17 protein-coding genes are annotated in these 20,185 nt (G+C 44.3%); 3 read left to right on the forward strand and 14 right to left on the reverse strand.

Annotated features, from left to right (window positions below; all coding sequences use genetic code 11):
- Positions 1–45 precede the first annotated feature (45 nt).
- From uraH to CZ434_RS13595, 3 genes are all read right to left on the reverse strand, one after another.
- Positions 46–402, reverse strand: coding sequence for a hydroxyisourate hydrolase (gene uraH, locus CZ434_RS13585; RefSeq protein WP_077623644.1), 357 nt, complete (start codon positions 400–402; stop codon positions 46–48).
- Positions 403–446: 44 nt separating this feature from the next.
- Positions 447–965 carry a 2-oxo-4-hydroxy-4-carboxy-5-ureidoimidazoline decarboxylase gene (gene uraD, locus CZ434_RS13590; protein WP_077623645.1) on the reverse strand — a complete coding sequence of 173 codons (519 nt, stop codon included), beginning with the start codon at positions 963–965 and terminating at the stop codon, positions 447–449.
- A gap of 154 nt (positions 966–1,119) precedes the next feature.
- Positions 1,120–2,736, reverse strand: a complete 1,617-nt coding sequence (locus CZ434_RS13595) for a PucR family transcriptional regulator (protein ID WP_077623646.1) — start codon at positions 2,734–2,736, stop codon at positions 1,120–1,122.
- Positions 2,737–2,901: 165 nt separating this feature from the next.
- Here CZ434_RS13595 and allC point away from each other — a divergent pair, with 165 nt between their 5' ends.
- From allC to CZ434_RS13610, 3 genes are read left to right on the forward strand one after another with little or no spacing between them, the layout of a single operon-like run.
- Entirely contained in the window at positions 2,902–4,146 is a 1,245-nt protein-coding gene (gene allC, locus CZ434_RS13600) for an allantoate deiminase (protein WP_077623647.1), read from the forward strand.
- Positions 4,147–4,165: 19 nt separating this feature from the next.
- On the forward strand, positions 4,166–5,434 hold the full coding sequence (locus CZ434_RS13605; RefSeq protein WP_077623648.1) for a pyridoxal-phosphate-dependent aminotransferase family protein: 1,269 nt from the start codon (positions 4,166–4,168) through the stop codon (positions 5,432–5,434).
- Between the two features lie 25 nt (positions 5,435–5,459).
- Positions 5,460–6,824, forward strand: a complete 1,365-nt coding sequence (locus CZ434_RS13610; RefSeq protein WP_077623649.1) for an allantoinase — start codon at positions 5,460–5,462, stop codon at positions 6,822–6,824.
- A gap of 769 nt (positions 6,825–7,593) precedes the next feature.
- On the opposite strand, the gene CZ434_RS13615 is transcribed toward CZ434_RS13610, so the two are convergent.
- The 11 genes from CZ434_RS13615 to CZ434_RS13665 all read right to left on the reverse strand — a co-directional run bounded on the left by CZ434_RS13615 (position 7,594) and on the right by CZ434_RS13665 (position 19,931).
- Positions 7,594–8,538: an amidase family protein gene (locus tag CZ434_RS13615; protein WP_077623650.1), complete on the reverse strand. Its 945-nt coding sequence runs from the start codon at positions 8,536–8,538 to the stop codon at positions 7,594–7,596.
- A gap of 368 nt (positions 8,539–8,906) precedes the next feature.
- Positions 8,907–10,103 carry an amidase gene (locus tag CZ434_RS13620; RefSeq protein WP_077623651.1) on the reverse strand — a complete coding sequence of 399 codons (1,197 nt, stop codon included), beginning with the start codon at positions 10,101–10,103 and terminating at the stop codon, positions 8,907–8,909.
- A gap of 43 nt (positions 10,104–10,146) precedes the next feature.
- The gene (locus tag CZ434_RS13625) at positions 10,147–10,656 is read right to left on the reverse strand and encodes a (2Fe-2S)-binding protein (protein WP_077623652.1); all 510 of its coding nucleotides are present in this window, start codon (positions 10,654–10,656) and stop codon (positions 10,147–10,149) included.
- The gene (pucD, locus tag CZ434_RS13630; protein WP_077623653.1) at positions 10,635–12,896 is read right to left on the reverse strand and encodes a xanthine dehydrogenase subunit D; all 2,262 of its coding nucleotides are present in this window, start codon (positions 12,894–12,896) and stop codon (positions 10,635–10,637) included. The genes CZ434_RS13625 and pucD overlap by 22 nt, the downstream gene beginning before the upstream one ends.
- 15 nt (positions 12,897–12,911) lie before the next feature.
- Positions 12,912–13,808: an FAD binding domain-containing protein gene (locus CZ434_RS13635; RefSeq protein WP_077623654.1), complete on the reverse strand. Its 897-nt coding sequence runs from the start codon at positions 13,806–13,808 to the stop codon at positions 12,912–12,914.
- Positions 13,781–14,407, reverse strand: coding sequence for an NTP transferase domain-containing protein (locus CZ434_RS13640; protein ID WP_179107274.1), 627 nt, complete (start codon positions 14,405–14,407; stop codon positions 13,781–13,783). Before CZ434_RS13640 ends, CZ434_RS13635 begins: the two co-directional genes overlap by 28 nt.
- A complete protein-coding gene (locus CZ434_RS13645) occupies positions 14,404–15,453 on the reverse strand; it encodes an XdhC family protein (protein WP_077623656.1) in 1,050 nt (349 codons plus the stop codon). The genes CZ434_RS13640 and CZ434_RS13645 overlap by 4 nt, the downstream gene beginning before the upstream one ends.
- Positions 15,454–15,632: 179 nt before the next feature.
- The gene (locus CZ434_RS13650) at positions 15,633–16,655 is read right to left on the reverse strand and encodes an ABC transporter substrate-binding protein (protein ID WP_077623657.1); all 1,023 of its coding nucleotides are present in this window, start codon (positions 16,653–16,655) and stop codon (positions 15,633–15,635) included.
- A gap of 25 nt (positions 16,656–16,680) precedes the next feature.
- Positions 16,681–17,538: an ABC transporter permease gene (locus CZ434_RS13655; RefSeq protein ID WP_077623658.1), complete on the reverse strand. Its 858-nt coding sequence runs from the start codon at positions 17,536–17,538 to the stop codon at positions 16,681–16,683.
- Between the two features lie 5 nt (positions 17,539–17,543).
- Complete coding sequence (locus CZ434_RS13660; protein ID WP_077623659.1) at positions 17,544–18,329, reverse strand: ABC transporter ATP-binding protein; 786 nt, start codon at positions 18,327–18,329, stop codon at positions 17,544–17,546.
- Between the two features lie 201 nt (positions 18,330–18,530).
- A complete protein-coding gene (locus CZ434_RS13665; RefSeq protein ID WP_077623660.1) occupies positions 18,531–19,931 on the reverse strand; it encodes an 8-oxoguanine deaminase in 1,401 nt (466 codons plus the stop codon).
- Positions 19,932–20,185 lie beyond the last annotated feature (254 nt).

Genomic DNA, 20,185 nt, shown 5'->3' on the forward strand with positions numbered 1-20,185 from the left:
CAAAAAGACTACCCGTAAAATTTACGGATAGTCTATCTACTTCGATCAGCTTCCCCTGTACACCTGGTATCCCCAGGGAGAAACGAGTAATGGAACATGGTAATGGGCTGTGTCTTCACTGATGCCGAACTGTACAGGCACTTTTTCTAAAAAAAGAGGCTCCTTTAAATGTGCATCCTTCTTGCGAAAGTAAGACCCGATATGAAAGACCATTTCATACCGACCTACTACCGTATCCTCCTCCACTAACAACGCTTCGTCCAACCTGCCACTTTGATTGGTTATACTGGAAGCAATCAGTCTGCGCACATCCTGGTCATCCACTCGATATAAATCGATTTTCACCCCTGAAGCCGGATGACCATGAGTTAAGTCCAAAACGTGTGTAGTCAATCCCGCCATTTGATCTTCCGTCCCCTTTCTTTCCGATAGCAGTATAGACACCCTTAAATACTTGGTTCAACAGTCTCAGGCAGCATCTTACTGTTTAATCGAAACTTAGCAATTTTGTATATTTCAGCTAATGCAGCTTCGTATTCCTCAGAAATGGAATGATTAATCCTTTCTTTCATAGCCTGATGGATATCATGCTTTGTTTTACCTTTCACAGCAAATATAAAAGGGAAGGCGAATTTTTCCGTGTACGCTTTATTTAATGAAAGAAAACTTTGGTATTCCTCTTCCGTTAAATTTTTCAATCCCGCCCCTTGTTGTTCTTTGTTGGAATCTGCGCTCATCTCCATTTTTTCGCCTAAATTCGGGTGGGCACGAATCAACTCTAACTTTTCGTCTTTGGTCGCGTTTTGAACAATTTCCACCATCTGTTGATGAAGAGCATCTACTGTCGGAAATGGCCGGAGCTTTTCTGCTTTTTTGGCAATCCAGGGGGAGTGTTCGAAAATTTCTCCGAGCAATTTGACGAATTCATCCTGATCAAGCCGGTTTAGTTCCTCGATTGTCAACATTTGCCGCCTCCTTTAGTACAATTGAATGGTTCTTATTCTTAGAATATATATTTCTGTGAATGTTGTCATTATTCAAAATAAACAATTGTGGCCATCTCTAATAAGCAGATTGCATAATGAAATTCAGCCCCACTCTGTTGGCTGCATATCCGGATTATAAGTCCAACATCGTTTTTATTCTGAGTGCAAGCCTTATTTGCAAAGTCATTTCGGGATCACTTAAACTCTTTCCGAGCAATTCTTCACACTTTTCCAAGCGGTAGACAACCGTATTTCTGTGAACAAACAACCGTTTGGCCGTTTCCGATATTTGGCAGTGCGTTTCCAGATAAACAAATAACGTATGTAGCAACGTCTGTTCCTCATCTTCTCCAGCCCGGGTAAACTGGTGAAGACAATTATAATAAAACTCCTTTAAATCATCCTTTGGTACCGTCCGCAACAATTCCATGATATCTTTTGTCTGGTATCGGTGAATGAATCCCGACTTGCCAGAAAGCTTGCCTGTCTGTAATGCGTCCTGTGCTTCGTTGTATGCTTCAGAGACATTCAAAAAGTTTCGGGAAATATTACTTACCCCGAAAGAAATCGACCTCCCGAACCTGACTTCTATCATTTTCTGGACAACCTGTAGGGAGTTTTGAACGAATTCAGCTGTTTCCTTAGAAGCTTCTTTCACTTGGAAAAGCAAAATACAAAGATCGCCTCTCGTAAATAAGTTTGTCGATAAGGACAAACTCACCAACTCCTCTTCGATATACTCATAAATCGTATCGAATTCTTTCTGGTTGTGTGTGTAACTTCTAACCGCATTGTGAACTTCGAGCTTACCTGCTGCACAGTAATAATTCTGGTCATTTTCCAACTGAAACTCCCTGGCCCTGTTCACGATTTCCTCATCAGAAGAAAAATGCCCTTCAGTGAAATTAAGGAAAAATTCATTTCTGACTCTGCGGGAATATTGTTTAAGCGCATTCTCTTTCATCAATTCAAATGAAATCACATTGGTGGCTTGTTCAATTGTCAATGTTGCAGAGTGATTATGCGGATGTATTTCTCCTAGTGCGATCAAGAATCCGGCCTTTTTTTCATGAGTGTACACCAGAAACACAGAGAATGTCTGTCTGTTTTTTATCGTGGAAAAAGTAAAAAATGGGGTGTTTGGAAAAAGTGCTGCTGCATTCCTTAAGTATAGACTCTCCATTTCATGTACGTGGTTTGGATCTGTATGGGAAAAAGCAATCGGCTTTGCATAGGAATCCAGCAATACTACCGGAAGCGCGACGAGATCTGCCAAGTTCTCCAACAATTTTTGAATGCCTTTTCCGCTCATAATATGTTTGGAGAACTGTTTATGGGTGTCGATTGCGAATCGGAGTTCATTTGTCCTTTTATCCAATATACTGCTCAACGTTTGATTGACAATATCCCCCAGCGAGGTACTGTTTGGCAGCTCAATTACAGGAAAGGCAAGCTTATCTGCCAAGTCGAGTACTCGTTCCGGGATAGCTTTTAAAAACCGTTGAGTCTTAATTCCGAGTGCCGCACAGCCTTGTTCAGCCATGGCTTCCAACAAGTCGATCAGCTGCTCTGGATCATCTTTGACATGGTAAGCAGTCGTTACCAGCAATTCATTGGGCTTCAAAAAGCGGGCGATATCAGGGGCATCCATCATATTTACATGCAGTATCTCCCTGCTAGTACCAGACTCTCCTGCAATCAAATGACAACCTTCCAGCGCCGGAATATTTAATACTTCTGATACCTTCATCAAAGCACTCCTGTTCTGTGGTTTACTGTCCATCTTATCATAATTATACGAATAATTATTTAATTTGCACAAAAATTATGAATATTTACTACATTTCTGCCAATGAAGTCATGGAAGCATCTTGATAAAATATGATTAAGAGCTAAAAGCGAGGGAGGGAGCACGATGATAGAATCTCAAGATCGCCAACTGATAGAAGAAGACTCGGAACAGCTGGTTAAATGGCTTGCTTCCTTCGGGCAGACGGACAACGGAGGTATTAATCGTTTACTCTACACTCCAGCCTGGGTCGAAGCGCAACAAGCATTACAAGCAAAAATGAAAAAGGACGGTTTAAGCACATACTTTGATAGTGTGGGCAACTTGTTTGGGAGACTTGAAGGTTCAAAGATAGGCTCAAAGACAATACTAACGGGGTCCCATATCGACTCTGTTGTAAACGGCGGCATCTATGACGGTGTTTTTGGTATCATTGCTAGTTTAGTAGCCGTACAGAAACTGAAACAAAGATATGGCAATCCGAAAAAGACAATAGAGGTGGTTTCCTTATGCGAAGAAGAGGGGAGCCGCTTCCCCCTTACTTTTTGGGGCTCTGGCAATATTACCGGAAAATATACCCTGAAAGATGCTGAAGCAATTGTTGATTCTAATGGAATTTCGTTGCTCGAGGCTATGAAAGATGCTGGGTTTGATCCGGAATCCTATCATTCACCGCGACGTAAAGATTTGGAATGTTTTTTGGAGCTTCATGTCGAACAAGGCATTATTTTAGATAAGACTGGAGATACGTTGGGGACTGTAAGTCATATCGTCGGGCAAAGAAGGTTCAATATTCGAGTAAGCGGGGAAAGCAATCATGCCGGGACGACACCAATGCGTTTTCGAAAAGATGCCCTGCAAATGGCATCCGAGTTTATCTCCTATATTGCCGAAAAGGCAAAAAAGACTGATCCGGATCTGGTAGCCACAGTAGGTAAAATCAATGCAAATCCAAATGTCCCCAACGTCATTGCAGGTGATGTTTTGTTCACCTTGGATGTCAGACACTATCAAGAAGAAGTCCTGGATGCGTATTGCCAGGCAGTTTTCCAACATTTTGAGTCGGTAGCTAAAGATCAAGATTTTCAATTGACTATCAATCAATGGATGGAAGCCGAACCAGTTGAGATGGACAGCCGGCTGATGAAATTGTTTGAACAAACAGCACAATCCAGAAACATCCCCCACCAAACTTTGTTTAGCGGTGCAGGGCATGACGCTCAGGTTTTCGGAACTTATTGCCCCACCTCACTCCTGTTCATTCCGAGCCTGGAAGGAATCAGTCATTCTCCACGGGAATTCAGCAAGAAGCAGGATATGGATCTGGGGATCGATGTATTGACAGAGGTTTTGTATAAGCTAGCTTATTGATCTGAAGGAGGATTTTCTCATGACGTATTCAGAACTTAACACACCGCTTAGAACCATTATGACGCCTGGGCCGGTTGAAGTGGACCCCAGAGTATTAAGGGCCATGAGCACACCGATACTGGGACAATTCGACCCCGCTTTCACTAATATTATGAACGAAGTAATGGATATGCTCCGAAAACTATTCCAAACAAAGAACAAGTGGGCTTTTCCAGTCGACGGTACTTCCCGTTCCGGAGTAGAAGCGCTCCTTTGCAGCATAATTGAGCCAGGCGACAAAGTACTGGTCCCTATTTTCGGCAGATTTGGGCACTTATTGACAGAAATATGTGAAAGATACGGCGCTGACGTTCATACGATGGAATGTCGGTGGGGAGAAGTATTCCAGCAAGAAACCGTTATTGAGGAAATAAAGAAAGTGTCTCCAAAAGTAGTGGCCGTTGTTCACGGGGAAACATCCACAGGAAGAATGCAGCCTCTTGAAAAAATTGGTGCAGCTTGTCGGGAAGTGGATGCCCTCCTTGTCGTCGATGCTGTTGCCTCCATTGCTGGTGCAGAGGTGAAAGTGGATGAATGGTGTATAGACGGAATCATTGCAGGTACACAAAAATGTTTGTCGGTTCCCGCCGGAATGGCGCCGATCACGTACAATGAGCGAATCGAAAAAGTGATCAATTCCAGAAAGAAGGTCGAACGCGGTATCAGCACCGCAGACGATCGTCAGAGAGAATCGACTATGAACCGCCCTATGGTGAAAAGCAATTATTTCGATGTTAGTATGCTGCAGGATTATTGGAGTCCAAGAAGACTCAATCATCATACCGAAGCAACTTCCATGCTGTTCGCGTTGCGTGAAGGATTAAGGATTGTACTTGAAGAAGGACTGGAAAACCGTTTTAAACGACATAAATTCCATGAAACCGCGCTTACTGCCGGACTGGAGGCTATGGGACTCGAGCTTTTCGGAGACAAAGCAAACAAATTGCCGACTGTTACGTGTGTCAAAGTGCCGGGAGGGGTGGAAGCAGATGCTGTCCGCAGCATGCTTTTGGAGCAGTTCGGTATTGAGATAGCGAGTTCGTTCGGCCCTTTGCATGGAAAAATCTGGCGGATAGGCTCCATGGGATTCAGCTGCCGTCAGGAAAACATTCTATTTGTATTGAGCGCTTTGGAAGCAGTGTTAGTCAGACATGGGGTTTCCATTCCTACCGGGAAAGCACTGCAAGCTGCCCTCGATGTTTATACAAGGGAGAAAACAGAAAAACCGGCACCTGTTGCATCATCGTAACGACTTGAATAAGGGGATGGAATAAATGAAGCAATTGGACCTTATTATTAAAAATGGTCTTGTAGTTCTTCCAAAAGGTGTGACGAGACAGGAAATCGGTATAAAAGACGGGAAAATTGCTTTTGTGGAAAAATCCATTGAAGCATCCGCTGAAGAGATTGTTAACGCTGAAGGCCACTATGTATTTCCCGGTATGATTGATATACATGTACACTTTAATGAACCCGGCCGGGAAGAATGGGAAGGATTCTCTTCGGGATCTGCCATGATGGCCGCCGGAGGCTGTACCACTTATTTCGATATGCCATTGAACGGCGTCCCCTCGACTACCAATACTGATGCACTTTATCAAAAAGCCTCTATTGCCAAGCAAAAGTCCATCATCGATTTTGGTTTATGGGGTGGATTGGTCCCTGGAAATGTACAAGACCTTTCTGCTCTTTCGGACGCAGGGGTAGTTGGATTCAAGGCGTTCCTTTCCGCCAGCGGGAATGAAGAATTTGAAGCTGCCGATGATTGGACCCTGTTAAATGGGATGCGTGAAATCGCCAAACTCGACAAAGTACTCGCCCTGCATGCCGAGAGTCTGCCTATCACCGAATTTCTTATGGACCAAAAGAAACGGAATGGACAGACAAGTGCCGATGATTATGCCGAGATCCGTCCTATTTCCGCCGAGATTGAAGCCGTAGAACGCGCCTTGCATTATGCTGCCATTACAGGATGCAAACTGCATTTTGTCCATATCAGCAGCAAGCAGGCAGTCGATCGAATTACAGCAGCAAAGCAACAAGGCTTGGACGTAACCGTCGAAACTTGTCCACATTATTTACTTTTTAACCATCAAGCCCTTATCGAGAAAGGGGCGATAGCGAAATGCGCTCCGCCGTTACGAAGTGCAGAGGATCAAAGTCGTTTAATTGACTGCCTGCTGAAAGGCTATTTCGACATCATTGCTTCCGATCACTCCCCCTCCCCATTTGAGCTGAAAGATCCGGAAAAATATAATTTACTTAATGCCTGGGGCGGAATAAGTGGCGGTCAATTCAGTTTAATGGCTTTGATCGAACTTGCCCTGGAACATGGGATTCCCCTGGATAAGGTGGCAGAATGGACAGCAGCGAACCCAGCCCGTCGCTTCCATCTTGAATCGAAAGGGATGATAAAAAAAGGGTACGATGCTGATTTAGCTATTGTCAGTCTTGCAGAAAACCACCGGGTATCTGCTGACAATTATTTCGCAAAGCATAAACAAACATTGTACATGGACCATTCTTTTCCATGCCGTGTGATTCAGACATACTGTCAAGGGAATTTAGTGTATGACGAAGGTTCAGTGAAGTCTGGATCAGGCAACTGGCTTCAAGGGAAAGCTATACAACTGAAATAAATGGCTGTTATTATCGCAGATACCCATTTTATATGCACTCCATTTTTTCTTGAGTTGGCATGAACAAAAAATTCGGCATTCGTCCCCCTCCAGGACAAATGCCGAATTTCTTCCCCTATCTATTTCTCTAAGGATTCCCCACTTTTAAAATTTGATAGTAGAGGAAAACTGGAACATAGTGAAAATTATGAGACTTCCTCCCGTTCTGATACTAAAGGGGTGGTACAATCTCGCTGCGGCAGAACACTTCGCTTTCCATGGGTAACGGCCTCAGCCTCCTCATCAGCAAAAAGCGCTTCTTGCAGGGTCTTCGGACACGTGGGACTGCGATTACTCGCCCCATCGAAGACCTTTCGCTGTTCCCATAGGATAAGGAAAGCTTCGACAGCAAGACATCGCACGAAGAAAATCGTTTTTCATTTTCGAGGAGTCTGCGTGTTCTGCATCCGCTGGTAGAAGTTCTATGAAATTTGGTTGGGAGTATCTCATGTTAGACATACTTTAGGACCACTTCTTACTTAATCAGAAATTCTATCCCAAGCGGAGGAAAAATGCGACACTCCTGGGGGAAGAGCAGCTTCCGAAGACCCCGCAGTGAGTGCACTTTGCTCACGAGGAGGCTGAGGTGCTGCCCCCGGAAAGGGAGTATTTTTCCGCAGCGACGGCTCACCACTCAATCCGAAAAGAATGGGAGGAAGCCACACCAAATTATGTCGTAGTTTATCTATTATGCGATGCGTATTAACAAAGAGAACAACACCTGTATTTTTTAATAAGGTTGGGATAATGACAGGCCTGTTTTTAGGCTGGCGGCGAGTGACAATAGTCTTTTATCTTGATTTTTTCCGGCAATGATAGATAGTCCAAGCGGCTGCCCTTTTATTGTTGCAATAGGGATTGTTACTTGCGGGAGCCCAGCCAGACCAGCTATGCACGATAACTGCATCGTCCGGGTCCGCCTGTCTTCGAGTTCCGCGGTGGTTAAATTCCGATGAGGAGCTGGACCGGACGCGGTAGGAATGATCAGTAATCCGTGATCATCCAAGAGGGCTTCCAGACGTTCTGTTATTTGTTCTCTCAACAAAAACCGATCCTCATGCTCCTCTTCCCTCAAAGTACTTGTCCAGGCAAATCGTTCTGCTATACCAGGCCCGAATTCAGGGCTCTCTTTTTCTATCCATTCGCCATGTGCCTGCCATATCTCCAGGCCTTGAATAATTCGAAAAGTCTCCGCCCATTTATCCAATCCTTCGTCTGAGATGTTTATGGATTCTGATTTACTGATAGTGTTTTCCACTAAAGGAATGTATCCCCTAAGAACCTGATGGACTTCCTCCTCCAACAGTTCCCATGCGTCTTCCGCAAAATATACCCGCTTAAACTCCTCCTTCACATCAGCGGCTTTGCCCTCAAGCAGGACATCGCCAACCTTCATCAACAATTCCGGATCATTCGACATCCAGCCGACTGTGTCAAAGCTTTCGGCAAGCGGAATTACCCCTTCTATGTCCACCAGTCCGTGTGTAGGCCGTATGCCGTACAGTCCGCAATAAGCAGAAGGAATCCGCACAGATCCCCCCGTATCGGTACCCAGTGCAAAGTCGACTAGATCTCCGGCCGCTGCTGAAGCGGATCCACTTGAGGAACCTCNCCCATCGAAGACCTTTCGCTGTTCCCATAGGATAAGGAAAGCTTCGACAGCAAGACATCGCACGAAGAAAATCGTTTTTCATTTTCGAGGAGTCTGCGTGTTCTGCATCCGCTGGTAGAAGTTCTATGAAATTTGGTTGGGAGTATCTCATGTTAGACATACTTTAGGACCACTTCTTACTTAATCAGAAATTCTATCCCAAGCGGAGGAAAAATGCGACACTCCTGGGGGAAGAGCAGCTTCCGAAGACCCCGCAGTGAGTGCACTTTGCTCACGAGGAGGCTGAGGTGCTGCCCCCGGAAAGGGAGTATTTTTCCGCAGCGACGGCTCACCACTCAATCCGAAAAGAATGGGAGGAAGCCACACCAAATTATGTCGTAGTTTATCTATTATGCGATGCGTATTAACAAAGAGAACAACACCTGTATTTTTTAATAAGGTTGGGATAATGACAGGCCTGTTTTTAGGCTGGCGGCGAGTGACAATAGTCTTTTATCTTGATTTTTTCCGGCAATGATAGATAGTCCAAGCGGCTGCCCTTTTATTGTTGCAATAGGGATTGTTACTTGCGGGAGCCCAGCCAGACCAGCTATGCACGATAACTGCATCGTCCGGGTCCGCCTGTCTTCGAGTTCCGCGGTGGTTAAATTCCGATGAGGAGCTGGACCGGACGCGGTAGGAATGATCAGTAATCCGTGATCATCCAAGAGGGCTTCCAGACGTTCTGTTATTTGTTCTCTCAACAAAAACCGATCCTCATGCTCCTCTTCCCTCAAAGTACTTGTCCAGGCAAATCGTTCTGCTATACCAGGCCCGAATTCAGGGCTCTCTTTTTCTATCCATTCGCCATGTGCCTGCCATATCTCCAGGCCTTGAATAATTCGAAAAGTCTCCGCCCATTTATCCAATCCTTCGTCTGAGATGTTTATGGATTCTGATTTACTGATAGTGTTTTCCACTAAAGGAATGTATCCCCTAAGAACCTGATGGACTTCCTCCTCCAACAGTTCCCATGCGTCTTCCGCAAAATATACCCGCTTAAACTCCTCCTTCACATCAGCGGCTTTGCCCTCAAGCAGGACATCGCCAACCTTCATCAACAATTCCGGATCATTCGACATCCAGCCGACTGTGTCAAAGCTTTCGGCAAGCGGAATTACCCCTTCTATGTCCACCAGTCCGTGTGTAGGCCGTATGCCGTACAGTCCGCAATAAGCAGAAGGAATCCGCACAGATCCCCCCGTATCGGTACCCAGTGCAAAGTCGACTAGATCTCCGGCCGCTGCTGAAGCGGATCCACTTGAGGAACCTCCAGGGATTAAATCTGGAGCTTTTGGATTCACAGGCGTCCCATAAAAGTGGTTTTCCCCGTTCAAACTGTACATGATTTCATCGGTATGGGTGGTTCCTGTCATTACTGCTCCTTCAACCAGCAATTGGTCAATCACAATAGCGTTCTTGGACGAAGGGATATGTGTTTTATGCCAATCAGGATTTCCAGCTGTATTTGTATAGCCTTTAATCGAAAATACGTCTTTAACTGCAAATGAATAACCAGTCAATTCACCGTTTCCTTTTGGCTCAAGCCTCAGCTTTTCATCGACAAAAGCATTCAATTTATCCACCATATACTATTCACCTCTCCTTATTTTAACCTTGTTTCTATTACACTTACTTCCTCTGCTCCGACAATCTTTTGACTGCCCGGATAATCCCACCGTAACCAGTACATCTGCACAAATTCCCTGACAGATGTTCTTTTATTTCTTCGTCTGAAGGAGACAGGTTCTCATCTAATAGCGACTTAACGGCCATGATCATTCCAGAAGTACAGTATCCGCATTGGAACCCGCCTTCTTCCAGAAAGGCTTGCTGAATTAGATCCAGTTCACTATCTCTTTTCAAACCTTCAATAGTGGTTATTTCCGCATTATCAACTTGATAAGCCATCAATAGACATGAGTTGATGACCATCCCATCCATCAAAACGGAGCAGGCCCCACACCGGCCGATTCCACACGATATCTTAGTGCCAGTCACCTTCAATTCGTCACGAAGTATATCGACAAGACGAAGGGTCGGCGATACATGCAGTTCCACACATTTTTGATTCAGCGTGAAAGATATAGCTATTTTCGACACAGCTCCTGCCTGCACGCTTACTGTTTTACTGTGTTCCATTCAACCAGCCCCCTCTCACTGACTGCCTGAAGTATTTCTTCCGAGGATACCGGAAGCCGGCACGGCCAATACCCAATCGCATCGTGGATTGCTTTTGCGATAGCCGGCGCTACTGCCACCGAGCCAATTTCTCCAACTCCTCTAGGCCCATACGGATCACCTTCTGCCAATCGTTCAATAGCCTCTACTTCCATACCAAACGGGATATCCGAAATACTGGGTATCAAATATGCATCGAGGTTTTCTGTTACATAGCTCCCTTTATCCATGACAGCATCCTCCATTAAGGAAAAGCCGAGCGCCATTACCCCTCCTCCTTCGATCTGCCCCCTGTAGCCAATCGGATTCACGACCGGTCCTGCAGAAATAGACTGGTCCAGATTGATTACTTTAACCTTGCCCGTTAACAAGTCCACCTCTACTTGAACAAATACACCGGCAAAAGAATAAAGAAAATGACCGGAATCCACGGCATCTGGTGTTGTCGGAAAGTCGAAGTTCGTCGATATAACTAGGGGATCAGAACGGAATCCGTTCGCCAATTCCTGATAAGTGATAATAATAGAGAAATTATTTGCCTGGGAAACGACCCCACCGTGTCCAAGATGAAGGTAATCTTTCGGTACACCAGTCAACTCGGAAGCCATCTGCAGCATTTGCCGTTGAAACGGTCCCTTTAGCCGTTGGACTGCATGCCATACCATGCTGGTTCCTCGGGAGGCTGTCGTAGAGCCAGTGTGCGGGACAAGCTCCGTATCCCCAATTACAATCGCAAGATCTTCCGCCGCACAGCCCATTTCTTCGGTGGCAATTGTTTCGATTACTCCTAAAATACCTTGGCCCACTTCTTCGAATCCAAAAGCAATTTCAATTTTCCCTTCTTTGTTCAAGGAGATGCGCCCCCCTGCCGGATCGAGTCGTCCGTATCCCAAACCTCCCCCATGCATTGTGATTGCGGTACCAGTACCCCTTTTTATCCACCGACTCTCCTGTATCTCATTCTCTTTTTTTGTTTCAAGCCTGTGTTTAACGGACTCTAAAACGTCAGCTGCACCATTTGTTTCAGCAATTCGCTGTCCTAATGGTCCCCTGTCATGCGATTTACGCAAATTGATTTTTCGGAATTCCAAGGGATTCATCGCCAATTTCTCTGCGAGTCTGTCCATTTGCCCTTCTAACGCAAAAGTGATCTGATTACCGCCAAACCCCCTGAACTCTCCAGCCACTCCGTTATTGGTGAAAACCGATATTCCTTCTGTATCGATATGCGGAATCATATAAGGTCCCGCAGCATGCTCAACAGCAAATTCTAAAATGGCCGGTCCTAAAGTAGAATATGCTCCTGTATCAGCATAAATCCTGACTTTGTGTGCGAGCAATTTCCCGTCTTTACCCACGCCTGTCTTCATGGTGATTTTCATTGGATGACGTTTGAGTCCTGATATTACTGACTCCTTTCTGGTTTGGTGGATCTTGACAGGAGATCCTGTTTTTAATGCCAAAAGTGCGCCGTATGGTTGAATATTCAATTCATCTTTGCCACCGAATGAGCCGCCGATCGGACTCGAGATGATTCGGATTTTTTCTTCTGGAATAGCCAGGATCCTTGATAACTGGAAACGATCTTTATATCCATGTTGTGTACCGACATAAACGGTAATTCCTCCCCCTGGTTCCGGTACAATCACCCCACCCTCTGTTTCCATGTATGCGTGCATCTGTCTTGGGGTTTCGTATGTCTCTTCTACTATTAACGCACAGTCGCTGAAACCTTCATCGATATTTCCACTTTTAAATCCAGCTTGGTGGAGAATGTTACCATCAGGATGAAGAGAGGGAGCGCCCGGTGTCAATGCTTTAAGCGGATCATCCAATACTTCGAGGGGTGCATATTCCACCTCAATTAAACTTAAAGCCTGCTCCGCGTTGGCTACTGAATCTGCTGCGACCGCAGCAACTGCGTCACCTACATAACGGACTCTGTCCTGACAAAGCACCGGCTGATCCGGTGTAATGATGCCATAACCATTCAGTCCAGGTATATCTTTATATGTGATGACGGCGTGAACACCTGGCAGATTTTCCGCACGTTCTGTATTGATAGAGATGATATCCGCATGAGGAAAGGAACTTCGCAAAATTTTTCCGTACAACATACCGGGAAAAGAGAGATCTGTAAGGTATTTCAATTCCCCCGTTACCTTCGCACGGCCATCCGGACGTATTCTCTTTGCATTCATTTTGCCATCCCCTCTCTATTCTTCCTGAAATTGCACAAATGCTGAACAAATCAAATTTGCAGCTGTGGTTTTTCGATAATCACCAGATACAAACGGATCGGATGCTGGATTGAATTCAGTGAACACCTGTTGATATATCTCCGTCAGCACTCGCTCGGTAAGTTTCTTGCCAATAAGATATTCTTCTATTTTTATCAGACGAAGAGGCTTGTTTGTACCACCGCCGACCGCAATTCGGGCAACGGTTGCTTCATTTTCAATATTCTGACAATGATAAATGGAGGTCGTCACCAAAGAAGGTATAAAAGATTCTCTCCTCCCTACCTTTCTATAAAAGTTTAATTCTCGAACCGCTTTTGTACGCTCCGGCAACAGTATTGATAACAGAAGAGTATCTTCTTTTTTCATCAAATAGTTTTCCAGTGAGTCGGTTTGTATATAAGCTCCGTCATACCAGGATACCCGAGCGTCCAATGCCAATAATCCCGGTATTGTATCTCCGATGCCGTAGCAAATATTCCCCGAAATGGTTGCCCTGTTTCGCACAGCCGTTGAAGCTACCTCTTTTACTGCCTTGTAAAAGATAGAGTAACTATCACTTATTAACCGGTCTTTCAGACATTCAGACAGAGTTGTCATAGCTCCAATTCGTAAAAACCCTCTGTCTGTATATATTTTCTCGATCCCTTTCAAGCCCTTGATTCTTTCCAGGCTGACAAGATGTGCAGGAAATTGCTTACCCTGTTCTCTTTGCAACTGCATAAGGGTGCCCCCGGCGATATATTCAGAGGAACCGCCTAATGCCTTTTTCATATCCCATGCTTCTTCAACGGTTCCCGGTAGGTGTACAGTCGTTGTTAAAGTGGATGCAGTGCTGGTGGGTGTCAGTAATTCGTTAACTTCCTTACCCATTTGTAATCCTCCTCCGTATCCACGTCATAAAAACCTCTCCCATCTTCGTAATTGATAATCTGTCCTGTATCCTGTCTGCGTAGCACGGCCCTGGCTCCTTCATCACCTTTTATTTGTCGAAGTACGGGGAAAAACAAGTCTGTAAACAGGATGGGCGGCTGAGTTTTTCCATCATATTTTGAAGCGATAAATCGTGTACTCCTAGGATTAGTTTGATAACAGACTAACAATTGATCAATCATCCTGGTTTCAATCAACGGTTGATCCGCAAGAAGGATAACCACACCGTCGGCGCCGAGGTTCACCGCCTCTTCCAAACCGCACTTGATGGAAAACGACTGGCCTTTTTCAGCTTCATCACAAATGATGGGAGTCCATTTATGCTTATATTTATCAGAAAACAACACATCATCCATCCATGCCAGAGAATCTTTTCTTCGGACAACCACAATAATCCCGTCAAGGTTTGACTCGAGAGCGGCGATTAACGACCTGCTCCCTATCGTTGTTTTCCCGATCGGTAGGTAAAGTTTATTACAGCCCATCCGGCTGCTTTTTCCAGCGGCCAGGTAAATGCCAAACAATCGGGGTCCATTCATGAACATACAGCCCTGATCATTGGACGACTTTCTTTTCTTACTTTGATCAACTCTGCCACTATGCTGATGGCAATCTCCTCAGGTCCTTCGGCATGAATGGACAAACCAATCGGGGAGATGACATTGTCAGGGAGTTCCCTTACACCAAGCACACGCTTTGCTCTCTGTTCAGAACCAAGTATTCCAAGATACCGGAACTTCTTGTCTTTTAAAACGGATAACAGCTCTTTGTCCTTCTGGAAATTATGCGTAAGAATGACTACAAAATCCCGTGGATGGAGATCCAGTTTACTTAGCGCCTTTACCGGAAAGTCAACGATAAGCCTGGCTGCGGTAGGAAAGCTGTTTTCATTGCACAATGCCGGTCTCCAGTCAGATACAGTAACAGAAAAACCCGCTTGTGTTGCTATCCCAACTAACGGAACAGCGTCCATGCCAGCACCAAAAACGATTAACCTGGGTTTCGGTTCATAATGATGAACATATACATCCTTGTTAGAGGAAAACAGGTGCTTTCTCCCGTTTCCAGCAGATCCGTTTACCACTTCAGAGATTAATAGATTTGTTTCGCTTGGTAAATCAGCTTTCTCCCAGGTTCCGAATGTATGACCATCCTCTGATATATATAGAAACTCTCCCATCTCTTTAAAAGGAGCAATTTGTTTAATCATTGTGACACTTTTTCCCTGGTTCAAGTTTTCCTGCAGCTGCTTATAATAACTGCGCATCTGTTTGTTAACCGGTTCTACCAAAACATGGATAAGTCCATTACAGCCCGAACCTTCTCCCCAGGAAAATTCATCTCCACCTTTCATGTCATAAACAATCACTTCAGGATTACTTCCCAGCCCTTGGCTGATTCTCGCTTCTAGGTCCTCCTCCAAACAGCCTGCACTCAATAAACCAGACCGGGAACCATCAAGTCGAAAGAACATGCACGCACCTTCTTTTTTATACGCCGATCCTTCAACATGGATAACGGTAGCAAGTACTCCGTCAGCTTCACATGCTTGTAATTCTTCAAGGATTTGATGCATATCTTCCATTTCAGTATCTCCTTTTCAAAGATAGTTGTCATAAATACTCCCTAACCATTCTTATTTATTGACTAATAATGGAACAAATTCCCCTTAGGTTCAATCTTCTTGTAAGATATGCTTACAAATATATGGTAAATAAACGAAAGAGCTGCAAATTTCACAGCTCCGTTCGTTCTCATCAACCATCATTCAGGAAGATATTCTGTTGTAAATATGTCGGAAGCTTCGAACTCTTCCTCTAGCAGTCCCAGTTCAAGCAGCTGATCAATCAATGTTGCCCAGCGCTCTTCCGTCATATAACCAACGCCATGTTCTTCGGCATCCCTGCCATAAATAAATTCTTCCTGGGTTTCTTGTTCAAACTGGAGGGCTTCATAAGAAATATCCGGATTTTCTCCATTGATCACTTCTGTTATTTCATCAGGTGATTCTTTATAATAATCCCAGCCTTCCACAAATGCCTTCACAAACTTTTCAACAGTCGCTTCATTTTCTGCTAAGTAATCTTTCGTCACATAAAGGACAATATTGTAAGGATCATATCCAGCATCCGAAATTAGCTTTGTTTCTGTTTCAATACCTTCCTCATCCATGAAATAGGGTTCCGATGTGACGAACGCCTGGCTCACTGATTCAGGATCTTCGATAAAATTGACGTGCTGCCCGGAATAGGCTAATTCTTCTACATCTCCTAGATCATATTGATTGTTCAAGTAGTCCCAGTATGTAATACCAGGCTGGATATATGCGGTCCGTCCGTTCAGCTCCTCAAATTCGTCGATACCTTTCCCTTCATGGAACATTAATGCTTGTGGACTTCCTTGCATGGCAGCGGCTACTGCAACCAGTTCAATCCCTTCATTTCTTGCGATAACCAGCTGATCGGCATGTGCAAGGCCAAACTCTGAACTGCCGGACGCAACCATTTGAATGGAAGAAACTTGCGGGCCACCTGGCTCTATTGTTACGTCCAAACCATTTTCTTCAAAATACCCTTGTTCCTGTGCAGCAAATACACCTCCATGTTGCGCTTTTTCAAACCAGTTGAGTACCAATTTAACCGATTTTGTTTCAGCTTCTTCTGCATTACCTTCCGTTGCTCCTGAAGCTCCATCTGCATCCTGACCGCCACATGCTGCCAACAGCAATAGAAGCAATGTGCTCAATAGAAATAAATATTTCTTTTTAACTCCCGCTAATTTACCCATTCGTTTTCCCCTTTCGATAATCACCTTATTTATCTGTTTTCATTGCAGACTCATGCCAAGACTTCAACATCAAGTTCGATAAGTAACTTACCAGTAAGTAAAATCCAATCCCTAAGAAAGCTGCCGCTATTCCGCAGGCAAATAAGTACGAAGTCTTCACTTGAATAGCGGCGACTGTGATGGAATAGCCGAGCCCACCTTTTCCACCGCCGATTCCTGCAATATACTCCCCGACTATCGCTCCGACAATGGACAATGTACAAGATACTTTCAATCCAGCCATCATATATGGCAAAGCAGACGGAATTCTTAATTTCCACATCTTCTGCCATTTGGAAGCGTTGTATAAGGTAAATAATTCATCCATGTTTTTATCAACAGAATTCAATCCCATCAAGGTGTTGGAAATAACCGGGAAAAATCCAATCAAGAAAGAGATTACCACAATCGAGTTATATCCAGCTCCGAACCAGATAATAACGATTGGTGCGACGGCAACTACCGGGATTGTTTGAAGGATAATCGCATATGGATATATACTTCTTTCCAGGATTTTAGAGCTGGCCAGTAACACGGAAACAGCAATACCGACTATTGCACTTAATAGAAAACCGATGACAGATTCAATAATAGTTATCTGTACAGCGGGCCACAGCAAGCTCCAATCCTCGATCGCCGCTGCCACTACATCAGTCGGTTTGGGCATAATGTAATGCTGTAAACCCAGTATGACCGGAATGGCCTGCCATAAGGCAATAAAGAGGATAAACGCTATAATAGGACCTAAGTATAACTGCTTGAAGGAAGACAAAAACTTATTCGGCTTTTCGGGCTTCTTCAAGATTTCCTGTTTCTTCGTCACTTCTGCTTGAGGCATAGACATATTCCTTACTCCTTCCCTTCTGAACTATTTTCCAATTTAGCTGAGGCTATCTCGACATAATCCGTAAACTTCTTTTCGGTTCTTATGCTCAACTGTCGCGGATATGCTAAATCAACATCTAGTAAGGAAGACAATCTACCGGGTCTTGCTGACATGACCGCTATCCTTGTTGAGAGAAACACAGCCTCAAATACGTTGTGGGTGACGAATAATATCGTCATTTTCTCTTGTCTCCAGATATCCAGCAATTCCATTTGTAAGGTTTGTCGGGTAATTTCATCGAGTGCTGCAAATGGTTCGTCCATTAACAGCATCTTCGGCTTGGCCGCCAAGGCGCGTGCAATGGAGACTCTCATCTTCATACCCCCGGACAATTGTCTTGGATAGGACTTCATGTGATCTTTCAAACCAACCATCTCCAGGACCCGTTTTGCTTCCTCTTTATGTGCCTTTTTGTTTCCGCCTCGTAATTCCAGTGGAAGCAATACATTGTCAATTACTGTTCTCCATGGAAGTAAATTAGCATCTTGGAAAACAAAAGCTACATCATTCGTTGCTTTTATAACATCTTGCGGTGATTTATCAAAAACCTTAATTTCTCCTTGTGACGCCTCCCCAAGCCCCGCCGCCAGCCTCAAGGCTGTCGACTTTCCACAACCGGAAGGACCGAGAAAACTGACAAATTCGCCTTCATTTATCGATAAATGAAAATCTTTTAAAGCGACTGTTTTTTGATCAAAAATTTTACTAACATGTTGAAAAGCCACGACTTCCCGCTGAGCTGTAACCAATAAGATCCTCTCCTTACTATGGAATAGAAGAAATATTCTGATAAATAAAAACAGAAGTATGTTAAGTTTTTTAACATTTTACGTTAAGTTTATTGCTTATTCTTAGATTAATGGATAACACTCGTTTTGTCATTGGCTAAAATAGATGAATCTACCAAAATATTTTAGATATATTATACAAATCCCATTCTGCCAGGAATATTATCTCGCCCTTAAATAGTTAGCTTTCGTATGTTTCGATGCCGTTTCCATCATTCTATACGCAGCTTGTTGGGCTTGGATTGCCAACCCTCTCTCATCGACATTCAATAAATGTCCTTCTTTATAAACTACCTTCCCGCCAACGATCGTCATATCAACTTGCGGCGTACCGGTAAGCACAGGAAGAGAGGTATCGTCAAACAAGGCTCCTGCAAATTCAAGTCTTGAAGCGTCGATCATAAACATATCCCCCGCTTTCCCAACTTCCATTGAGCCGATGGCATCTTCCCATCCGAGTACTTTGGCGGATCCTTTTGTCGCCATGTACAAACAATCTTCCGCACTCAAGGCAGTTGTACCATGATGATGATTATGAAGTAAGTTCATCACTTTCAGTTCAAGCAATAGGTTGGAAGCATCATTTGAAGCAGATCCATCTACCCCCAACCCAACCTTCACACCCGATCGCAACATATCGATGATCGGCATCGTCCCCGAACCCAATTTCATATTACTGCTCGGGCAATGTGCAACACCACATCCACACGAACCAAGCGTGGCAATTTCCCTTTCGTTAAACCATATCCCATGGGCGTACCATACATCCTCACCGACCCAGCCAGTCTCTTCCATCAATTCCAACGGCCGCATCCCAAGTGTCTCCCGGCAAAAATCAGCTTCATCTTTCGTTTCGGCCAAATGTGTATGCATCCGCACCCCATACGATCTGGCCAATGCCGCCGATTCTTTTAACAGGTCCGCACTAACCGAAAACGGCGAACAAGGTGCGACCCCGACCCTGACTTTAGAAAACTTACTTGCATCATGGTATTTTTCAATCACCCGCATCGTGTCCTTGAGAATAATATCTTCTTTCTGCACTACTTGATCAGGCGGCAGGCCACCACGCGAACGACCAAGGCTCATCGATCCTCTGGTCGGAAAAAAGCGCACTCCTATTTCTTCCGCAGCCCTTACCTCTTCATCAATCATCTCTCCGGATACCCCATCAGGGAAAACATAAAAATGGTCAGCAATCGTTGTGCATCCACTCTTCAATAATTCACCAAGCCCTGTCATCGCACTCAAATAAACATCCTGCGGTCTGATATGGCGCCAAATATCATATAGAGTTATTAACCAGTCGAATAATTCCACATTTTGCGCTCTCGGAATATTCCTGGTAAATGTCTGATATAAGTGATGATGGGTATTGATCAACCCAGGGTAAACGATCTTCCCACTTGCATCGATTACCTCATCTGCATTTTTATACGGAATATCCTTTCCGATCGCCTTGATCTCCTGCCCCTCTATGTAAATGCTCCCGCCAGGATGTTTATCGCGAGAATCATTCATGGTGATAATGTTCCTGGCATTTTTTATTAACAATGTCTTCATCATTTACCGCCTCGATTCTATGAAATAACAATGTTATATTAATTAACATTGTTAGTGAACTTATAATACAGCATATTAATTTTAGACATTTTTGTCATTGGTAGAGTGTACAAATTCTGGAGGATAGTTTGGGGATTTTGTTATAGGAGAGATGAAATGTTGGTAAGATACAAAGGCTCTTTTCCTAGCTATTGTTGCTTTTTAATGCTTTCTTTGAGGCAAATTGCGACATAGTGACATTTTTATTTCATGTT

The sequence above is a fragment of the Sediminibacillus massiliensis genome, from assembly GCF_900156915.1.
Taxonomy (GTDB): domain Bacteria; phylum Bacillota; class Bacilli; order Bacillales; family Amphibacillaceae; genus Sediminibacillus_A; species Sediminibacillus_A massiliensis.

Excerpts from the sequence above, each read along its gene's own strand:
- CZ434_RS13625 (WP_077623652.1), bottom strand. The coding sequence starts at position 10,656 with ATGGAACACAGTAAAACAGTAAGCGTGCAGGCAGGAGCTGTGTCGAAA.
- CZ434_RS13620 (WP_077623651.1), bottom strand. The coding sequence starts at position 10,103 with ATGGTGGATAAATTGAATGCTTTTGTCGATGAAAAGCTGAGGCTTGAG.
- CZ434_RS13650 (WP_077623657.1), bottom strand. The coding sequence starts at position 16,655 with ATGGGTAAATTAGCGGGAGTTAAAAAGAAATATTTATTTCTATTGAGC.
- CZ434_RS13665 (WP_077623660.1), bottom strand. The coding sequence starts at position 19,931 with ATGAAGACATTGTTAATAAAAAATGCCAGGAACATTATCACCATGAAT.
- CZ434_RS13645 (WP_077623656.1), bottom strand. The coding sequence starts at position 15,453 with ATGGAAGATATGCATCAAATCCTTGAAGAATTACAAGCATGTGAAGCT.
- CZ434_RS13655 (WP_077623658.1), bottom strand. The coding sequence starts at position 17,538 with ATGTCTATGCCTCAAGCAGAAGTGACGAAGAAACAGGAAATCTTGAAG.
- CZ434_RS13605 (WP_077623648.1), top strand. The coding sequence starts at position 4,166 with ATGACGTATTCAGAACTTAACACACCGCTTAGAACCATTATGACGCCT.
- uraH (WP_077623644.1), bottom strand. The coding sequence starts at position 402 with ATGGCGGGATTGACTACACACGTTTTGGACTTAACTCATGGTCATCCG.
- CZ434_RS13640 (WP_179107274.1), bottom strand. The coding sequence starts at position 14,407 with ATGAATGGACCCCGATTGTTTGGCATTTACCTGGCCGCTGGAAAAAGC.
- allC (WP_077623647.1), top strand. The coding sequence starts at position 2,902 with ATGATAGAATCTCAAGATCGCCAACTGATAGAAGAAGACTCGGAACAG.
- pucD (WP_077623653.1), bottom strand. The coding sequence starts at position 12,896 with ATGAATGCAAAGAGAATACGTCCGGATGGCCGTGCGAAGGTAACGGGG.
- uraD (WP_077623645.1), bottom strand. The coding sequence starts at position 965 with ATGTTGACAATCGAGGAACTAAACCGGCTTGATCAGGATGAATTCGTC.
- CZ434_RS13610 (WP_077623649.1), top strand. The coding sequence starts at position 5,460 with ATGAAGCAATTGGACCTTATTATTAAAAATGGTCTTGTAGTTCTTCCA.
- CZ434_RS13595 (WP_077623646.1), bottom strand. The coding sequence starts at position 2,736 with ATGAAGGTATCAGAAGTATTAAATATTCCGGCGCTGGAAGGTTGTCAT.
- CZ434_RS13635 (WP_077623654.1), bottom strand. The coding sequence starts at position 13,808 with ATGGGTAAGGAAGTTAACGAATTACTGACACCCACCAGCACTGCATCC.